At 60.6% G+C, this 16,667-nt stretch carries 14 protein-coding genes and 1 pseudogene; 10 read left to right on the forward strand and 5 right to left on the reverse strand.

The window, feature by feature from the left end; translation table 11 throughout:
• Positions 1 to 17 precede the first annotated feature (17 nt).
• On the reverse strand, positions 18 to 1,493 hold the full coding sequence (locus AC0L2V_RS07875; RefSeq protein ID WP_473509618.1) for an FAD-dependent oxidoreductase: 1,476 nt from the start codon (positions 1,491 to 1,493) through the stop codon (positions 18 to 20).
• Between the two features lie 269 nt (positions 1,494 to 1,762).
• Between AC0L2V_RS07875 and AC0L2V_RS07880 the strand changes: the two genes are divergently transcribed.
• Complete coding sequence (locus AC0L2V_RS07880) at positions 1,763 to 2,515, forward strand: hypothetical protein (protein ID WP_473509619.1); 753 nt, start codon at positions 1,763 to 1,765, stop codon at positions 2,513 to 2,515.
• A gap of 136 nt (positions 2,516 to 2,651) precedes the next feature.
• Here the strand turns inward: AC0L2V_RS07880 and AC0L2V_RS07885 are convergent, their stop codons facing one another.
• A complete protein-coding gene (locus tag AC0L2V_RS07885; RefSeq protein WP_473509620.1) occupies positions 2,652 to 3,710 on the reverse strand; it encodes a LacI family DNA-binding transcriptional regulator in 1,059 nt (352 codons plus the stop codon).
• Positions 3,711 to 3,920: 210 nt separating this feature from the next.
• On the opposite strand from AC0L2V_RS07885, the gene AC0L2V_RS07890 reads away from it, so the two are divergent.
• From AC0L2V_RS07890 to AC0L2V_RS07920, 7 genes and pseudogenes are all read left to right on the forward strand, one after another.
• Complete coding sequence (locus tag AC0L2V_RS07890; protein ID WP_473509621.1) at positions 3,921 to 4,910, forward strand: substrate-binding domain-containing protein; 990 nt, start codon at positions 3,921 to 3,923, stop codon at positions 4,908 to 4,910.
• 89 nt (positions 4,911 to 4,999) lie between these two features.
• On the forward strand, positions 5,000 to 6,514 hold the full coding sequence (locus AC0L2V_RS07895) for a sugar ABC transporter ATP-binding protein (protein WP_473509623.1): 1,515 nt from the start codon (positions 5,000 to 5,002) through the stop codon (positions 6,512 to 6,514).
• On the forward strand, positions 6,507 to 7,508 hold the full coding sequence (locus AC0L2V_RS07900; protein WP_473509625.1) for an ABC transporter permease: 1,002 nt from the start codon (positions 6,507 to 6,509) through the stop codon (positions 7,506 to 7,508). Before AC0L2V_RS07895 ends, AC0L2V_RS07900 begins: the two co-directional genes overlap by 8 nt.
• The gene (locus tag AC0L2V_RS07905; protein ID WP_473509627.1) at positions 7,505 to 8,500 is read left to right on the forward strand and encodes an ABC transporter permease; all 996 of its coding nucleotides are present in this window, start codon (positions 7,505 to 7,507) and stop codon (positions 8,498 to 8,500) included. The genes AC0L2V_RS07900 and AC0L2V_RS07905 overlap by 4 nt, the downstream gene beginning before the upstream one ends.
• A gap of 5 nt (positions 8,501 to 8,505) precedes the next feature.
• Complete coding sequence (locus AC0L2V_RS07910; protein ID WP_023799537.1) at positions 8,506 to 9,354, forward strand: sugar phosphate isomerase/epimerase family protein; 849 nt, start codon at positions 8,506 to 8,508, stop codon at positions 9,352 to 9,354.
• A 4-nt stretch (positions 9,355 to 9,358) separates the two neighbouring features.
• Positions 9,359 to 10,818, forward strand: a pseudogene (locus tag AC0L2V_RS07915) (FGGY family carbohydrate kinase).
• Positions 10,815 to 11,507: a class II aldolase/adducin family protein gene (locus tag AC0L2V_RS07920; RefSeq protein ID WP_287175330.1), complete on the forward strand. Its 693-nt coding sequence runs from the start codon at positions 10,815 to 10,817 to the stop codon at positions 11,505 to 11,507. The pseudogene AC0L2V_RS07915 and the gene AC0L2V_RS07920 overlap by 4 nt, the downstream one beginning before the upstream one ends.
• A gap of 26 nt (positions 11,508 to 11,533) precedes the next feature.
• On the opposite strand, the gene AC0L2V_RS07925 is transcribed toward AC0L2V_RS07920, so the two are convergent.
• Entirely contained in the window at positions 11,534 to 12,007 is a 474-nt protein-coding gene (locus AC0L2V_RS07925; RefSeq protein ID WP_473519826.1) for a phosphatidylglycerophosphatase A family protein, read from the reverse strand.
• Positions 12,008 to 12,338: 331 nt separating this feature from the next.
• Here AC0L2V_RS07925 and AC0L2V_RS07930 point away from each other — a divergent pair, with 331 nt between their 5' ends.
• Positions 12,339 to 12,890 (forward strand): CDP-alcohol phosphatidyltransferase family protein, encoded by a 552-nt coding sequence (locus AC0L2V_RS07930; protein ID WP_473519893.1) that lies wholly within the window; start codon positions 12,339 to 12,341, stop codon positions 12,888 to 12,890.
• Positions 12,891 to 12,952: 62 nt separating this feature from the next.
• On the opposite strand, the gene AC0L2V_RS07935 is transcribed toward AC0L2V_RS07930, so the two are convergent.
• Entirely contained in the window at positions 12,953 to 13,627 is a 675-nt protein-coding gene (locus AC0L2V_RS07935) for a protein-L-isoaspartate(D-aspartate) O-methyltransferase (protein WP_473509634.1), read from the reverse strand.
• 456 nt (positions 13,628 to 14,083) lie between these two features.
• On the opposite strand from AC0L2V_RS07935, the gene AC0L2V_RS07940 reads away from it, so the two are divergent.
• Positions 14,084 to 15,076, forward strand: a complete 993-nt coding sequence (locus AC0L2V_RS07940) for a glycosyltransferase family 2 protein (RefSeq protein ID WP_473519827.1) — start codon at positions 14,084 to 14,086, stop codon at positions 15,074 to 15,076.
• A gap of 190 nt (positions 15,077 to 15,266) precedes the next feature.
• Here the strand turns inward: AC0L2V_RS07940 and AC0L2V_RS07945 are convergent, their stop codons facing one another.
• Positions 15,267 to 16,565 (reverse strand): polysaccharide biosynthesis/export family protein, encoded by a 1,299-nt coding sequence (locus AC0L2V_RS07945; RefSeq protein ID WP_473519828.1) that lies wholly within the window; start codon positions 16,563 to 16,565, stop codon positions 15,267 to 15,269.
• Positions 16,566 to 16,667 lie beyond the last annotated feature (102 nt).

The raw sequence follows: 16,667 nt of genomic DNA on the forward strand, positions 1-16,667 counted from the left end.
GTGCCGGTGGCCGCCGTTTACAGCGCAGCCGGATCAAGCGGCTTTCGAGCCGGGCCGTGGATGACCGAGCCGTCGGCCGCAAAAACCGAGCCATGGCAGGGACAATCCCAGGTGTTGTCCGCATTGTTCCAGGTCACCGTGCAGCCCTTGTGGGTGCATGTCGCCGAAACCGGGTGGAGCACCCCTTCAGCGTCTCGCCACGCCGCGATCTTTTCGTCACCCCTGACGATCACACCGCCCATGCCGGGCGCGATGTCGTCGAGGCTTGAGACAATCGATTGGCTGCGGCCATTCTGGTGAAAGTCCTCGGGATAAGACCGCGCCGGGTCGTAGAGCCTTTGCCATGGACTCGGCCGCGCGCAGATCAAATCCGCGATCATCATGCCTGCGGCCGTTCCATTGGTGATGCCCCAGGCGTTGAATCCCGTGGCGATATGAAAACCGGAGGCTTTGTCCGGATCGGGTTCGCCGGCATACGGAACCCTGTCGGCGGTATCATAGTCCTCATTGCACCAGCGCCACGCAACGTCCCCAACGGGAAGGCTCATTCTTGCCCATTGTTCCAGCTCGACAAACCGTTTCGCCACATCGCCGTCCTGGCCCGTGTCGAACTTGGGGCCGAGTGCGACAAGCAGCGGGCCTTCGGCGTCGCGGCCGGTGCGGATGGAATGCGTCGGATCGTCGATGCCGATGAACATGCCGTCGACGGCAAGAGGGTCATCGATCCGAAACGCCATGGCAGTGTGGCAGCGCGGCTGGGTCCGGTTCGCCATGCCGACGGGGCTCTTCACTGTCATGTTGGTGGCGACGACCACATGCTCGGCGTGAACGGTGCCGCTGTCGGTAACGACGCGCCAGCGGCTTGCCTCGCCAATCGAGATCGCGCGGCTGTTTTCGAAAATCCGCCCGCCACGGGCCGTCACCGCTTGAGCCAGGCCAACCAGATACATCGCCGGATTGAACTGCGCCTGGTCGGAAAAACGCAGAGCGGCGGCCGTTTCGAAAGGCAGCGGCGCGCGCTCCAGGATATCGGCGTCCAGCCCAACCTGGCGCGCGGCCTCCGCCTCGGCCACGATCTCCGCGCGCCGGTTTGCATCGCAGCTGTAGGTATAGGCGTCCTTGGCCTCGAGATCGCAGGCGATGGCATAGTCGTGAACCCATTCCCGGATCTGCACGGCGCCGGCGGAATTTGCTTCGGCATAGGTCTGCGCCAGGTCCGGCCCAAAGGTGTCGATGAGATGGCGATAAATCAGCGCGTGCTGCGTCGTGATCTTGGCCGTCGAGCGGCCGGTCACCTGGCCGCCTGTCCGCAGGCCTTCGACGGCGATCACCGATCGACCGGCCTCACAAAGGCGAAGCGCCGTCGTGAGCCCGACAATCCCGGCGCCCACGACAACGGCATCGGCATGGACCGAGCCCTCGAGCGGAGAATAGTTCGTAGCGGTGGCTGCCGCCACCCAACAGCTTCCCGGTTCTCCCGAAAGAATGGCCATTTTTCTCGCGTCCCATGCTTTCGATGCATCTCCATGACAACCCGCGCCGGCACGAAAACGTTCCGAGATCTAAGGTCTTCAATCGTGGTTTCCACAGGGAATCCTATCCATCAATGATGGAACTCCAGCAGATGATCGGGGCAGTCGAACGCAGCAACGGACGTGAATTGGTATAGGCTGATGCCATTACTGTTAGGCCGGCGGCCGAAGACTGCGCCGTTACGGCCTGTGGCGAAGGTCACCTGCGCGCGCCCGGCAAAGCCTGAAGAATGGTTCGAGCCACCCGCATCCAGTATTTTGGCGATAAAACAATTCGTACCTTGTTTTTCCCCATTGCAATTGCCAACCATGGAAAGGGATTGATTCGGAGCTTGTCTATGCGTGGACTGCAAGTGGCCCTGGCTGCGGTGATCTTGGGCATTTCAGTCAGTTCTGGACTCGCCGATGACAATTCTCCCTTTATCTATTTTGCGACCCAGGACCCTTTCGCAGACGGTTTGCCGACCAAGAATGATGTTTATGTCTTTGGTGGCGTCTTTGCGCACGGGGCCTTCGGCGACGCGATCAATGTTTTGGATGCCGACTACACGGACAACTATATAATCGGAGCTGCATACGGTCGCGATTTCGTCGATATCGGCGCTGGCTTCGTTCTTGGTGGCGTCGCCGGCGCGGCCATAAGATTTGGCGAGGACGATGATACGACTGGCGAACTTTGGGCCGGAGCGCGACTGCGCCACCACGGCCTGGTCATTGGTGATTTGGCGATTGCGCCCGCACTGACTGCTGGATTCAGTGCCGTTACCGGCCCTACCGAGATCGAGCGCGAACGCGAAATCGTCCACGATGGCGATGCATCATTCCTCGGCTTCGTTGGTGCGGAGCTTTCGTTCAGAGTGAGGCAGGCTCCCAACGTCGAACTCGTCTACCAACTCCACCATAGATCCGGCGCCGATGGCACGTTTGGAGATATGACAGAGGGTTCCAATGCGAACGCCCTTGGAATCCGTTATCGCTTCTAACGCTCGGTGCTGTGGACCTTTTTACAGGCGCCTACGCACCCACCCAGTTGGCTCGTGCTGAGGACGGCGACACTCCCGTGAGAGTCGGCACGATGAACCACTGAAAATCTCAAGGCGGTGTAGCGCCGGGTCACCCTCAGGCTATATCCTTCAGCGTGTCCAGCGGCCCTTTCAATGCAGACCTGGGCTGGATCAACTCTGGCGCGATCAGGAAGGTCTGCGGTGCCGTCGGCGGTTCATCGATCAGCTCGAATGCCTTCGTGATCATCGCCTCAACATTCTGCCGCACCATGATTACGGGGAAGGGCAGGAAGGAGCCGAAGGGGTCATAGTCGTAGCAACCGACGACGAGTTCGCTGAACATTTCCGCCGGCCGGCCGGCCATGAAACGCAGCAGACCTTCCATATTGATCGACGAATTGATGAACAGCGCGCGCGGCAGCTTGCCACGGCATTGGTAAAACGCCTCGAAGGCACGCAAAGTTATATCAGGCGAATACCCAGAGGACTGCACACCATCGTCAGGGTCGGCGCCCAGCAGCGCCTTCTTGGTCGCATGGAAAGCGGCGATGCGTTCGCGGCTGGCGTGGTCGTTGCGGCCGCCAAACAGAAACAGCTCGTCCGGCCGCAGAGGATCGTCGTTGCCGAAGCGGCGGATGATTGCTTCCGTCAGCATCCGCGCGCCCTGATAATTGTCGCTGATCACCGAATGCGCCTTCGCTCCCGGCAGGTCGATGTTGATATGCCTCAGCCCCGCCAGTTCGCAGACCTCGTGCACGCCATCGGGATCGGTGGCGCCGACGATGAAGAGCTGGTCGATTGAATAGGAGATCAGCGTCTCCGCGGTCCGCCGTTCCTCTTCGGGGTCGCGGCTGGCGCTAACCACGACCGGGCATTGGCCGCGGCTGCGCGCATGCCCCTCAAACGTCTGCGCCATGGAGGAGAAGTAGCGATTGTCGTGGACGGGCAGCATCAGGCCGACCAGGCCTGATCGCGAGCGTCGCAAGCCTCGCGCTTGCAGATTGGTGGTGTATTGGTGGAGTTCGGCGAGGCCGAGAATTGTTTGCGCCGTACTTTCCTTGATGCGGCGCTTGCGCCAAGTGCCGTTCAGCACGGCACTCACGGTCGACGGCGAACTGCCCGACAGCACGGACAGGTCATAGATCGTCGCCTTCTTCTTGACCCGCTGATCCATCTGGCGCCTCCGGCGCGTCTATTTAGAGCAATATCCCGCTTGACGAGAGCTTCTCGATGCACAATAGTTTCTGCACCATCGATTGTGCAAGCGAAAACCGGTGGATGATCGATGGGGAAGTGCCCCGTCTTTTTCGGGGAGTTTCTAACGGCCGCCGTCGTTCGACGGCTCGAGTGTGTTCCCACTAGGAACGTTATGGGAGGAGTACAGATGAAAAAGCTCTTGATCGCGGCGCTTGCCGCGACCCTTATGATTGGCGGATCATTCGCTGCGATGGCACAGCAGGCCGGCAAGGTCGGCGTCGTCGTCAAGATCGGCGGCATTCCGTGGTTCAACGCAATGGAGGCGGGCATCAAGGAGCGCGGCGAGAAGCTCGGGATCGACGCATTCATGGTCGGCCCGACCAGCGCTGATCCAGCACTGCAAGTTCGCGCCATCGAGGATCTGATCGCGCAGGGCGTCAAGGTCATCGGCGTCGTGCCGAATGATGCGAAAGTGCTTGAACCGGTCCTGCAGAAGGCCAAGGACGCCGGCATCGTCGTCATCACACATGAATCGCCTGGCCAGAAGGGCGCCGACTGGGATTTCGAACTCGCGTCTGCCACCGGCTTCGGCGAGGCTCACGCCAAGCTCCTGGCGGAGAAGATGGGCGGCAAGGGTGAGTATGCAGTGTTCGTCGGCTCGTTGACGGTGCCGCTGCACAATGCCTGGGCCGATGCGGCAATCGAGTATCTGAAGAAGAATAATCCCGACATGAAACTCGTCGGCGAACGTTATGGCGTCGCCGAGGATGTAGACAAGAGCCGCAGCACTGCGCTTGACCTGATTTCCGCAAATCCCGGCCTGAAGGGCTTCCTCGCCTTCGGCAGCCAAGGCCCGATCGGCGCTGGCCGAGCAATCGAAGAGCGCCGGAAGGTGGGCGAAATTTTCGTGCTCGGACCATTCTCGCCAGGCCAGGGCCGGAAGCTCATCAAAAGCGACGCGATCTCCGGCGGCTTCATGTGGAATCCGAAGCAGGCGGGCGAGGTTTTCGTCACGCTGGCCGACCATCTCATGAAGGGTAAAGAGATCAAGGATGGCGATACGATCGAAGGGCTTGGGACAGTTAAGCCCGACTTCGAAAACCGTAACATCATCGTCGATCAACTCGTCCCCATCAACAAGGATACTGTCGACGATCTCGCGGCGATGGGCCTGTAAGGCCTCCCAGGGCTAATGGCAGTCGGGCCCGGCCTCGAACCGGCCCGGCTGCAGGATTGCAAACGCGATTGGATCCAGGTTTCGACTCGATGGCTGATCAGGCACTCGATGGCGCCGCACCACGGCCGCTGCTGTCGCTCCGCAACGTCAACATGACGTTCGGCGGCGTGAAGGCGCTGAAGAATGTCAGCTTTGAGGTGTTGCCGGGCGAGGTGCATTGTCTTGCCGGCGAGAACGGCTCCGGCAAGAGCACGCTGATCAAGGTCATTACAGGCGTGTACAAGCCCGAGGCGGGTGCCGAAATCGATTATGATGGCCAGAGCTACTCCCATATGTCGCCGGTTACGGCGCAGGCCAGCGGAATTCAGGTCATCTGGCAGGATCTCGCCCTGTTTCCCGAGATGACTGTCGCCGAGAATATCGCGTTCCAGACCGTCATCGGCCGCTGGCCGCGGCTGGTGAACTATGCCGAGATGCGTCGGGTCGCGATCAACGCCTTGCAACGTCTTGGTGTTACCTTCGATGTCGATCTGGCACTCCACCACTTTCCCATCGCACAGCGGCAGATCGTAGCAATCGCCCGCGCCCTCGTCGGTGAGGCAAAGCTCGTCTTCATGGACGAGCCGACGGCGTCGCTCACCCAATCCGAAACCGACTATCTGCTGGACGTTGTGCGCAATCTGTCGGCGTCGGGCGTCGCCGTTGTGTTCGTCAGTCATCGCCTGGCGGAGGTTCTTGAAATCTCCAGCCGCGTCACCGTGCTGCGCGACGGCGCCCTGGTTGGCGTCTATCCAACCAAAGGCCTGACCCAGTCGCGCATCACCGAGTTGATGACGGGCAAGACCTTCGACTATTCCGTCCTGCATCGGGATTTGAGCAGGAGCCCGGTCATGCTTGAGGTCAAGGAACTGTCGCGGCCCGGCGAATTCGACGACGTGTCCTTGACAGTCCGGCGCGGCGAGACGCTCGGCATCACCGGGTTGCTCGGGGCAGGGCGCACCGAATTGGCGCTGACATTGTTTGGCATGCGCAAGCCGAAATCGGGCTCCGTCGCCCTGGATGGCAAACCCGTTCGCTTCGGTTCCAACCGTGACGCGATCGCCGCCGGCGTCGCCTATCTTTCGGAAGACCGGCTGTCGCTCGGTCTCATTCAGCCCCAGGCAATCGCCGACAACATGGTCATCGCCTCGCTGGACAAGATCCTTTCAGGCGGTTTCATTTCGAGCGATCGCAAGCGATCTCTGGTCAATCGCTGGATAAGGGACCTCGGGGTCAGGATCGGAAAGCAGGACGACGCGATCTCGACCCTGTCAGGGGGAAATCAGCAACGTGTCGCCATTGCAAAATGGCTGGCGACCGACCCGAAGCTGCTTATCCTCGACGCACCGACGGTCGGCGTCGATGTCGGCGCGCGCGCCGGCATTTTCGACATCGTTTCCAAGCTGGCGGACAGCGGCCTGGCCATTATCCTGATCTCGGACGAGGTGCCTGAAGTCTATTTCAACGCGGACCGTGTGCTGCACATGGCTCAGGGGCGCATTGTCGGCGAATTTACGCCGGGCGCTACGACCCTCCATGCGATGGAGGAGGCGGTCTATGCGTAGGTTTGTCCGCTCCCACGCAACGGAACTGGCTTTGCTCGCCGTTATCGCAGTCATCTGCGTCTTCCTTTCGTTCGCGACGGACCGGTTCTTCACCCTCGGCAACGCGTTTGACCTTCTGAACACCAGCTCGGTCAACATCATCTTCGCCGTTGGCCTGCTGGTCGTGCTGATCGCCGGCGGCATTGACATCTCCTTCGCGGTTGCTGCCTCCGTTGTGCAATATCTGACCGCGACCGTCCTCGGCTGGATCGGCGGTGGGAATTGGATTGTCGGCTTCATCATCGCTGGCGCATTGGGCGTCGCGTTGGGCTGCATCAACGCCTTCCTGATCCATGGGTTCAGGATCATCTCGATCGTCGCCACGATTTCGACTTTCAACATTTTCTTCGGCTTGCTGATGTTTTTCACGGGCGGCGTGTCGATCTACAACCTGCCGGACTGGCTCACCACCCGCGTCGTGCTGTTCGAGCGAGAGATGGCTGACGGGACCTGGGCGGAGATCACCCTTCCTGTGCTCATTATGGCCATATGCGTGTTCGCTACCTGGGCGTTGATCACGCGCACCACCACCGGCCGCCAACTCTACGCATTTGGCGACAATCCGGAGGGCGCGCGCCGCTTCGGCATCAATATCGGTGCCATGCAATTTATCGCCTTCGGCTGGCTTGGCCTGATGGCGGGTATCGCCGGTCTCGTCCAAGCGCATTACGCGCAGGAGGTTGTGCCGAATGCCCTTTATGGGCGCGAACTCGACGTCCTGGCAGCCGTAGTCCTTGGCGGCGCGCGGCTCGGCGGCGGCAAGGGCAGCGTGCTCGGCTGCATTCTGGGCGTTCTGTTGGTCTCGATTACCCAGAACGGACTCAATTTGATGGGCGTGTCGCCTTTCGCGTTCAAGATGATCGTCGGCGCCATCATTCTTGCCGCCATCACCCTGTCGAACACCAGCATCGAACGCCTGCTGCCGTTCCTGAAAAGCCGACGGGTGCATTCATGACGGTTTTGATTGAACGCGTCCGCAACGCGCTCGGCCCCGAACTTGCAGGTCCGTTTGCCGCGTTCGTAGCTGTCATGATCGTGTTTGGTTTTGCGGCGCCGAACTTTCTTTCCCGCGCTACCTTTGGATCCGTTGCCTTCCAGCTGCCGGAACTCGGCCTCCTCACACTCGCCATGCTGCTGCCGATCCTGACCGGCGGCCTGAACCTGGCCATCACCTTCACGGCCAACATGGCCGGCCTGACGCTGGCTTGGGTACTGCAAAGCCAGGGAGGCGTCGAAGCGGGCATCGGCGCCTTCCTCCTTGGCTCGGCCCTTGCCATCGCGGTCGGCGCACTGAGCGGGCTGATCATGGGGCTCGTCATCGCCTACACCAAGGCTCACCCGATCCTGGTCTCGCTGTCGATGATGATCTTCCTGCGCGGTCTCGGCGAATTCCTGACGCGCGGCGGCGACGTGTCCGGCATTCCCGGCTTCTTGGCGCCGATCGGCTACGGTTCGATTATTGGCATCCCGGTGCCGTTGCTCATCTTCATCGCTTGCGTGCTGATCTGGCACGTCTTGCTGACGCGCATGAAGCTAGGCTTCAACACCTACATGATCGGCTCCAATATCGAGGCCACGCGCTATTCCGGTATCAATACGCGCAAGGTGCAGGTTCTCGTCTACACATTGTCCGGCGCGATGTGCGCGGTCGCCGGCATCATCATGCTGGCGCGCTTCAATTCGGTGCGTGTCGGCCACGGCGAGTCTTACCTGCTGATCACCGTGCTTGCCTGCTTCCTTGGCGGGGTCAATCCGTTCGGCGGCTTCGGTCGGGTGATCCCGGTCTTCGTTGCGCTCGTCGTGCTCCAGCTTCTGTCCTCGGGACTCAATCTGATGGGCGCAAGCCAGCACCTTGCGACGGCAGTCTGGGGCATCCTGATGATCACGGTGATGATCCTGCGCTGGCTTGCCGGGCGCCTCAAATTCCTGAACACAAACAGAGGGTGAGTTAGATGCATGGTTTTGGGGTCCACACCTCGATGTGGACGATGAACTGGGACCGGGCCGGCGCGGAGAAGGCGATCGCGGCTTCCGTCAAATACGGGATGGACTTTATCGAGATCGCGCTTCTGAACGCGCCGGCGGTCGATGCCGCGCACACACGCGCCTTGCTCGAAAAGCACAATCTTCCTGCCGTTTGCTCGCTTGGCCTGCCGGAGCGCGCCTGGGCCTCGGTGCGGCCGGATGCCGCCATCGAACATCTCGAAGTGGCGATCGACAAGACTGCGGAAATGGGCGCGCTGGCGCTTTCCGGCGTGATTTTTGGCGGTATCGGCGAACGCACCGGCCTGCCACCGACCGAAAAGGAATACGACAATATCGCCCACGTGCTGACCGTCGCCGCCAAGCATGCCAAGAAGCGCGGCATCGAGCTCGGAATCGAGGCGGTGAACCGCTACGAGAACCATTTGATCAACACCGGCGCGCAGGCCGTCTGGATGGTCGAGAAAGTCGGGGCCGACAACATTTTTGTTCATCTCGACACCTACCACATGAACATCGAGGAGAAGGGGGCCGCCAACGGCATTCTGGCTGCCCGCGACCACCTGAAGTACATCCACTTGTCTGAGAGTGATCGCGGCACACCAGGCACCGGCAACTGCCCCTGGGACGAGATTTACGCGACGCTGGCGGCGATCGGCTTCAAGGGCGGACTGGCCATGGAAAGCTTCATCAACATGCCGCCGGAAGTCTCCTACGGCCTCTCGGTCTGGCGGCCGGTTGCGAAGGACGAGGCCGAAGTGATGGGCAATGGCTTGCCGTTCCTGCGCAACAAGGCTCGCCAATACGGTCTGATCTGAGACGATGGGTGACGGGCAGAAGGCGGACGGCGCAAGGATCGCCGTCTTCGATGTCGGCAAGACCAACATAAAGCTCTCTGCAATGACGCTCGACGGCGTGCTCGTGGAGAGCCTCTCTGTCCACAACGAAGTGCGGCCTGGTCCACCTTGGCGGCAGCACGATCTCAACGGCATTAGCGACTGGCTGTTCGGCTCGCTCGCCAGTTTGTGCCGTCATCATCCGCTGGAAAAGCTGGTCGGCACCGGACATGGCTCTGCGGGAGTTCTGGTGAACGCAGATCCCGACGAGACTTGTGTCCTGCCGATGATTGACTACGAGCAGGATCTGCCGCCTGCAATTCGCGAAGGCTACGCACCGCTTTCGGGCGATTTCTTCGATCGCGGCAGCGCGATCATGCTGAAGGCCGCTCACCAGGCACGCCAGCTGTACTGGATGCAGCAGGTTGATCCGGAGCGCGTCGCTCAGGCTCGTTGGTATCTGGGCTTGCCTCAATATTGGGCCTGGCGGCTGTCAGGCGTGCCATCGGCCGAAACGACGATCCTGTCGGCGCAATCCCATCTGTGGAACAATGTGCGCAAGCAGTGGGCGCCCATTGTGGCGGGGCAGGGATGGCAGCGCCTCATGCCACCATTCCATCCGGCCTGGGAGAGGCTGGGGCCAATCCGGCACGATCTGGCGCGCCGGCACGGCATACCGGAAGAGCTCTCTGTCCTGACCGGCGGCCACGACAGCAGCCTGAACCTCTACCGCTATCAGGCGGCAGGCATGCACGACGCCTGCGTGATCTCTACCGGAACCTGGATTGTCGGAATGTGCGCGGCGACACCTCTCGACCGCCTCGATGAAATCGCGGAATGGTGCTGAACAGCGACGTGACAGGACGCCCGGTCGGCGGCGTTTTGACCATGGGCGGACGAGAGTTCAGTCATGTGGCAGGGCAGGGGCAAGAAGGAACTGCGGCCGACGCTGCGCTGGTCAGTTTGCTGATTGAGCGCGGCACCTTCGCATTGCCGTCGTTCGGCGACGATGACGGCCTGTTTCCAGGCAGCGCCGGGCGCGGCCGGTTTGAAGGGCCGCCTGCAGAAATCCCTGCAGAGCGCAAGGCGCTCGCGGTGCTCTACGCCGCGCTGCTGACGGTGGAATGTATCGATGCGCTGAGCGAAACCGGGCTGGTTGCATTGGATGGCACCTTCCTGCGAGACCCGCTCTACGCCACACTGGTTGCGGCACTACGGCCAAACGCCGAAACGGTCTACAACCTCGACTCCTATGGCACCGCCTCGGGTGCGGCGCTGCTTGGCGAACACGAAACGCGTGACACGCCGGCTCCGATCGCGCTCAGCCTGCCGACTGCCTTTGCCGGCGATCGTGAGACGCTCGCAGCCTATGCACAGCGGTGGCGCGACCTGGCGAAGCGAAACAACCTGCAACGGGCCAAGACCAGCAAAAGGAACGATCGATGACTGATGACAGCGCTCTGCGCCGCGAGATGGTGGATGCTTGCCGCCGGATGAACTCAAGCGGCATCAACCAGGGCAATGCCGGCAATTTGTCGGTGCGCTCTAGCGACGGTTTCCTGATCACGCCCTCGTCGCTGCCCTACGAAACGATGACGCCCGAAGACATCGTCGAGATGGGCTTTGACGGCACCTATGTCGGCCGACGGCCCTCCTCGGAGTGGCGCTTCCACCGTGACATTTTGAAAGAGCGGCAGGAGATCGATGTCGTGCTGCATTGCCACTCGCTCTACGCCACGACGCTGGCCTGCCATCACAAGACGATCCCGAGCTTCCACTATATGACGGGAGTGGCTGGCGGCACCACCATCCGCTGCGCGGAGTACGCAACCTTTGGCACGCAGGCCTTGTCCGACAATGCCTTGGTTGCGCTTAAGGATCGCCTCGCCTGCCTGCTCGGCCAACACGGCCAGATTTCGCTCGGCAAGACCATGGAAGCGGCGTTGTGGCTGGCGAACGAGGTCGAAACCCTGTCGCGCATGTATGTCCAGGCGCTTAGCCTTGGCGAGCCGCCGGTCCTTTCCGACGAGGAGATGGCGCGGGTGATCGAGCAGATGAGGAAGATGAGCTATGGCCAAGCGCCGGACCCGGAGGGAACGAACGACCTGGCGCGGCCACGCGACGCTGCGGTCTAGCGCTGCTCCGGCAGATTTTAGTGAAGTTACGGCAAACGGTGAATCAAATCGTTCAGCAAAAGCAGCGACGCGCCGGCGAAGACAGCCGCAGCCGCGTCGTCCAGCATGATGCCGAGTCCACCCCTTACCTTCTCATGCACGATGCCGATGGGCCAAGGCTTGGCGACGTCGAAGAACCGGAAAGCAAGGAAACCTGCTGCCCACCAGACCGGGTCGAGCGGCAGCATGGAAAGCGTTGCGGCGGTGCCGAAGGTCTCGTCAATGACGACGATCTGCGGATCCTCCGTCCTGGTATGGGCGACGACATGCGACGACGCCCATACTCCCACGGCGAAAAAGGCGAAATAGGCGAGCACGATCAGCCAAGGCGATGCAGGTATCAGGACCGCGGCAACGGCCACTCCTACGCCCGCGCCGGCGGTGCCCGGCCATACCGGAGATAATCCCGCGCCGGCAGAGGTCGCGAGCAGGTAAGCAAGCCTGGGCAGTAATTTACGCATGGCGTTTCGAACGGCTTCCCGGTGAATTGCGGATATGCGTTGTATCAGTCCTTCCGGTTACTTACGCTAATGCGGTCGCGCAAAAGCATGCCCTCGGGCGTGACCCGGTCAGGCCGCGACGCTTAGACCGCCAGTCGATTTGCGACAGCGGACACAGACGGACATTGCGCCGACCACCTCGATCGGCGCCGACCGGCTGGAACGAACCCTCAATTTGCCGGTTAAACGTCGATATCATCAGAGGAGCCAAGTCATCATGATCGCCGGTCTCATGAAACGCCGTATCGACCCGCTATGGGAGCACGCCGCCTCTCCGTTGATCGGGATCGGCATGACCCCGAACCAGGTTACGTCAGGCGGGCTGGTGCTCGTCGCCCTGTCGTGCGCCGCCTATCTGTACCACCAGTCGAGCCTCGCCTTTGGCCTTTGCCTGGCGTTTGCCTTCACCTTCGACGCGCTCGATGGGGCGGTTGCCCGTCGCAGACATCTGAGCACCAAGGCGGGTGGCTATTTCGACGCCATGGCCGACCGTTATCAGGAACTTGCCGTGTTTGCGGCAATAGGCTGGGTCGCCGACCTGTGGGCGATCGCCATGATCGCGTTCGCCGGCGGACTCCTCACCAGCTACGCCAAGGCGCGGACGGCGATCGAAATCCCCATAGAAAACCACGCGTGGCCGGATTTCTTCGAACGGATGGAACGCCTGGTGTTCATTTGCGTGCTGTTGGTCGCCGACGGCTTGGCGACCGCCATGGGCGCCGCTTCGCCCTGGATTCTGACGGGCGGGTTCGCGCTGTACGCACTCGTGGCCAACGCGACAGCGCTGCAACGGATCAATCGCGCATTTGCGATGCTCAAACGAGCCGACGCGAAGCAGCCGTGAGACGGCGAAATCCCATAAGGATGAGGCGCCTGGCGCTCCCTGCGTGCCCGTTGTCCCCCTCGTTAGACCGTTTCGAGCCGGCTGAAGCGAACCGGGATGATTTTGCGGGTCTTCAGTTGTCCTGCCGAATCCTTGTCGATGACCGTCAGCAACTGCCCTTGTTCAGGGCCTACAGGCATAACCAGGCGGCCCCCCGGCTTGAGCTGCTCGAGCAAAGCCGGCGGCGCCCGCCCCGCCGCGACGCTGACCAGGATCTTGTCGAATGGGGCGTGCTCTGGCCAGCCGCGAGACCCGTCCCCGACACGAATGCTAACATTGGATAGACCGAGGTCCTGCAGCAGAGCCTCGGCATGGCTTGCGAATTCCTCGATGATTTCGACGCTCCAAACGTGCCCGGCGAGTTCCGCGAGGATTGCGGTTTGGTAGCCCAGGCCGGTGCCGATCTCGAGCACCGCCTCGTGCGGTTGGAGAGCAAGGAGATCGGTCATGAGCGCGACGATGAACGGCTGCGAGACGGTTTTGTCGAAGCCGATCGGCAGTGGCATGTCCTGGTAGGCATAAGGCGCGACCGAGCTTGGCACGAACAGATGGCGCGGCACCTGCTGCATCGCTGCCATCACCCGTTCATCGAGCGCCGCCTTGCCGAGCTCCTCGCTTGCAAGGTCGGTATGGATTGCAATCATCTCGACCATGTGCCTGCGCAGCACTGCGAGGTGCTCTTCGTTCATTGGCTTCATGACCGTCGGGCTTTCTTCAACCAGGCTTGCTGCCAGATACGCTTATATCCTGTTCGTCACAGCAACGCCCGTCATCGTTTCCAGTTGCGGGTGGCACACGGCGACCGGAGGCAATTTTGGCCTTGCGCCTGGTCGATATCGGCGGCGGCCCTGGAGATCCGATGACATGCCGCCATAACGGTATGTCCTGGATCGCGGTGATTGAAGGATGAACGGCTGAATCGCGTGCTGCGTGGGCAGCCGGCGATCTCGACTGGGGCGGTTCCTAAATATCCAGCTAAAGTCCGGAAGCCGCTACTTTATCGCTTCCGGGAGTGCTGAGTGGAACTCGCCGGGGCCTCTGCCTTGCCGCTGGGCCGCCGCGGTTGAATCCTCATCAGCTAAAGTAGTGAAATCTGATGGAACTACCGGCCCTGATGTGCCATTTTACCACGTCGTGAGAGAAGACTAAGGCAAATGAGCCAGCACAATGCCACTATGATAGGCGTCGTGGTGCCCATGTTCAATGCCGAGAGAACCATTCTCCCGACGCTGACCAGCATCTGCCAGCAGAGCCACCAGGCGCTGGACATTATCGTAGTGGATGATGGGTCGACGGACCGGTCCGCGTCAATCGTGGCCGCCTATGCCGAGCAAGATCGGCGTATAAGCCTTTTCAGGCAGCCGAACGCAGGTGTTGCGCACGCACGCAACAGCGGCGCCGCTGCCACCGATGCGGAGTTTCTAGCGTTCGTGGACGCGGATGATCTTTGGGCTCCATCCAAAATCGCACTGCAACTGCGCGTCCTGCAGGAAGGAGGCTCGTCAGCTGGCCTGGCATATTGCTGGTTTGCGGAGATCGACGAGCACGGTCGGATATTTTCCTTCAAACAGCCCGATGCTGAGGGTCGCGTGCTGCAACGCATGTGCAGAAACAACTTTGTCGGTAACGGAAGTTCGATGCTTGTACGTCGCTCCGCATTCGAGCGGGCAGGACAGTTTGATCCTTCCCTGAGGGCGAGGAACGCACAAGGCTGCGAAGATTTTCTAATGTGCCTCAGAATAGCGGAGAATTACGAGTTTCGTGTCGTGCCACAACATCTAGTGGGTTACCGGAGGACGATCGGCAACATGTCGAGCGATGTCATGCAGATGTTTCGTTCGTATGAAATTGTCATAGCCGAGTTTCGTGAGAAATATCCGCAATTTGGGAGCGATCTCAATGCCCATCTGCTTGACACGATCAATGGGCTTGCCGTGAGAGCTTTGGTTCAAGGGCGGCTTTCCGCAGCCTGGTGCCTGTCGAAGAAGCTCTTTGTCCTGGAGCCGCGCACGGCCATTTCACGTCTGCCTCACACGGTCGACGTCTTCTGCCGGGGGCTGGTTCCTCGCTGGATCAAGGTTCGAGTGAAACGGATGCGAAACGCCGAGCCTCGGCCTCTTTATGAAAAGATTTACCTGGAGAGGTGAGCGCGTCCCTGTTCGGGCGTGCCGAGCCCGAACTGTGTGAGGCTAGATGCTTGATCCCAGGCTTTGATGGCGCACGCGGCAGTCACGTCATTGCGCGGACCCTGAGCGGCCACCAAAACGATCTTGGCCCGGACCACATTTCCATAGGACACGTGCAACTACGCGCCGCCTCTATACAATATTTAATTGTTTAGTTCGCGACCGCCGCTCCTGGTGGGGCCTCCAGCGTAATTGTGATGGTGTCACCCGGAGCAAGCAGAGTATCTTCAGTCGCCTCGGTCGTCGCTGCCCGTCCGTCAGTGGAGCGGGTTACACCGATCGTAATTCGGTCCCCTTCGCCTACAAGGTCGCTGCGCATCTGCATCACGTAGGCGATTTGTTTGGTCAATGAATCCATCTCAGCGCGCATTTGGTTCATCGCCGCGCGTTCAGCCTGCAAGTCAGCCAACAGGTCGATTCGACCCTGGTCGATAAACTTATCAAGACTGCGCTGCAAATCCCCTTGGTCGCGTTCAAGTTGAGCGATCTCAGCGTTGGTTTGCAAAGCGCGGGTCGCTGACAAGAGCACTGCGCGTTGAGCATTGTTGACACTAGTGATCTGGATCAGACCTTTTTCGAACAGCTTCTTGAGGCGAACAAGTTCCGCCGCATCTGCGGCTGCGCCCGCTTGATCCGCCTTCTGCTGCTCCTTCAAATAGCCCATTCGTTCCGCCGCCTTGGTTGCGGCCAACTTAATTGAAGCGCGCTCCTTCTCCTGATCCGCATAGACAGCTTCAAGATGCTTCCCCTCCTGCTGCAAAGCTTCGTCGCGACGAGGTTCGAGGCTCGGGTCACGTTCTGCGTCCGGAAGCTCAATCGCTCTGGCGCCGCTCAGCTGCGCCTCTATGCGAGCAGCTTTGATTTCGCTTTCCTGGTACCTGATACGCAGAATGTGGAGGCGGCCGCCAAGGTCCGCTGCTGTCATTTCAGGGTTTTGAAGCTCACCGCGACCGAGCTGGTAGCCGCCGCCAGCCGCCACGGCCTGTCGGACAGTCATGCCTGGTCTGAAGGGCTGAATCCCAGGAGAGGCAATGTCCCCGTCAATATAGACGGGTCGGTATTCCTCAATATCAACTACAATCTGATCCGGGTAAAAACCAGTCCAAGTCTCAGTGCCGTCGGCGGATCGTTGCGGAAGGGATTTTGGTTTTAAAACCTCAATTACCTCCTTGCGAACATCCTCTATTGTCTTCCCGAGAACGTTTAGGGGGCCTAAGGCGGGCAACACAATTACACCGCTTTGGTCGATCACAGCTCGCTTTTGCATCTCGGGATAGCCTATGACAGCGAAGCCGATCACGTCGCCAGTCTGCAGACGGTACTCGCTGACGTTGTACTCCTCTGCTCGGGCAAGGCCATTCGACGGATTCGCGTATGCGAACAACAAAAACACGCATGCGAGCGCAGCGCAGCTGCCTGCCCGTATCCAGCGCACCGATCTATTCAACATTCGCGATCACCCCGCAATGCTCAAGCATGACATCGACGCAGACCTTTTTCACAACGCCATTCCTTTGAGGCGAATTTACGCTCTGAACAACGGCAACAAGGC

The sequence above is a fragment of the Mesorhizobium sp. WSM4814 genome (assembly GCF_055811595.1).

Coding starts and splice junctions, on each gene's coding strand:
- AC0L2V_RS07875 (WP_473509618.1), bottom strand. CDS start 1,493: ATGGCCATTCTTTCGGGAGAACCGGGAAGCTGTTGGGTGGCGGCAGCC.
- AC0L2V_RS07880 (WP_473509619.1), top strand. CDS start 1,763: ATGGTTCGAGCCACCCGCATCCAGTATTTTGGCGATAAAACAATTCGT.
- AC0L2V_RS07885 (WP_473509620.1), bottom strand. CDS start 3,710: ATGGATCAGCGGGTCAAGAAGAAGGCGACGATCTATGACCTGTCCGTG.
- AC0L2V_RS07890 (WP_473509621.1), top strand. CDS start 3,921: ATGAAAAAGCTCTTGATCGCGGCGCTTGCCGCGACCCTTATGATTGGC.
- AC0L2V_RS07895 (WP_473509623.1), top strand. CDS start 5,000: ATGGCTGATCAGGCACTCGATGGCGCCGCACCACGGCCGCTGCTGTCG.
- AC0L2V_RS07900 (WP_473509625.1), top strand. CDS start 6,507: ATGCGTAGGTTTGTCCGCTCCCACGCAACGGAACTGGCTTTGCTCGCC.
- AC0L2V_RS07905 (WP_473509627.1), top strand. CDS start 7,505: ATGACGGTTTTGATTGAACGCGTCCGCAACGCGCTCGGCCCCGAACTT.
- AC0L2V_RS07910 (WP_023799537.1), top strand. CDS start 8,506: ATGCATGGTTTTGGGGTCCACACCTCGATGTGGACGATGAACTGGGAC.
- AC0L2V_RS07920 (WP_287175330.1), top strand. CDS start 10,815: ATGACTGATGACAGCGCTCTGCGCCGCGAGATGGTGGATGCTTGCCGC.
- AC0L2V_RS07925 (WP_473519826.1), bottom strand. CDS start 12,007: ATGCGTAAATTACTGCCCAGGCTTGCTTACCTGCTCGCGACCTCTGCC.
- AC0L2V_RS07930 (WP_473519893.1), top strand. CDS start 12,339: ATGACCCCGAACCAGGTTACGTCAGGCGGGCTGGTGCTCGTCGCCCTG.
- AC0L2V_RS07935 (WP_473509634.1), bottom strand. CDS start 13,627: ATGAAGCCAATGAACGAAGAGCACCTCGCAGTGCTGCGCAGGCACATG.
- AC0L2V_RS07940 (WP_473519827.1), top strand. CDS start 14,084: ATGAGCCAGCACAATGCCACTATGATAGGCGTCGTGGTGCCCATGTTC.
- AC0L2V_RS07945 (WP_473519828.1), bottom strand. CDS start 16,565: ATGTTGAATAGATCGGTGCGCTGGATACGGGCAGGCAGCTGCGCTGCG.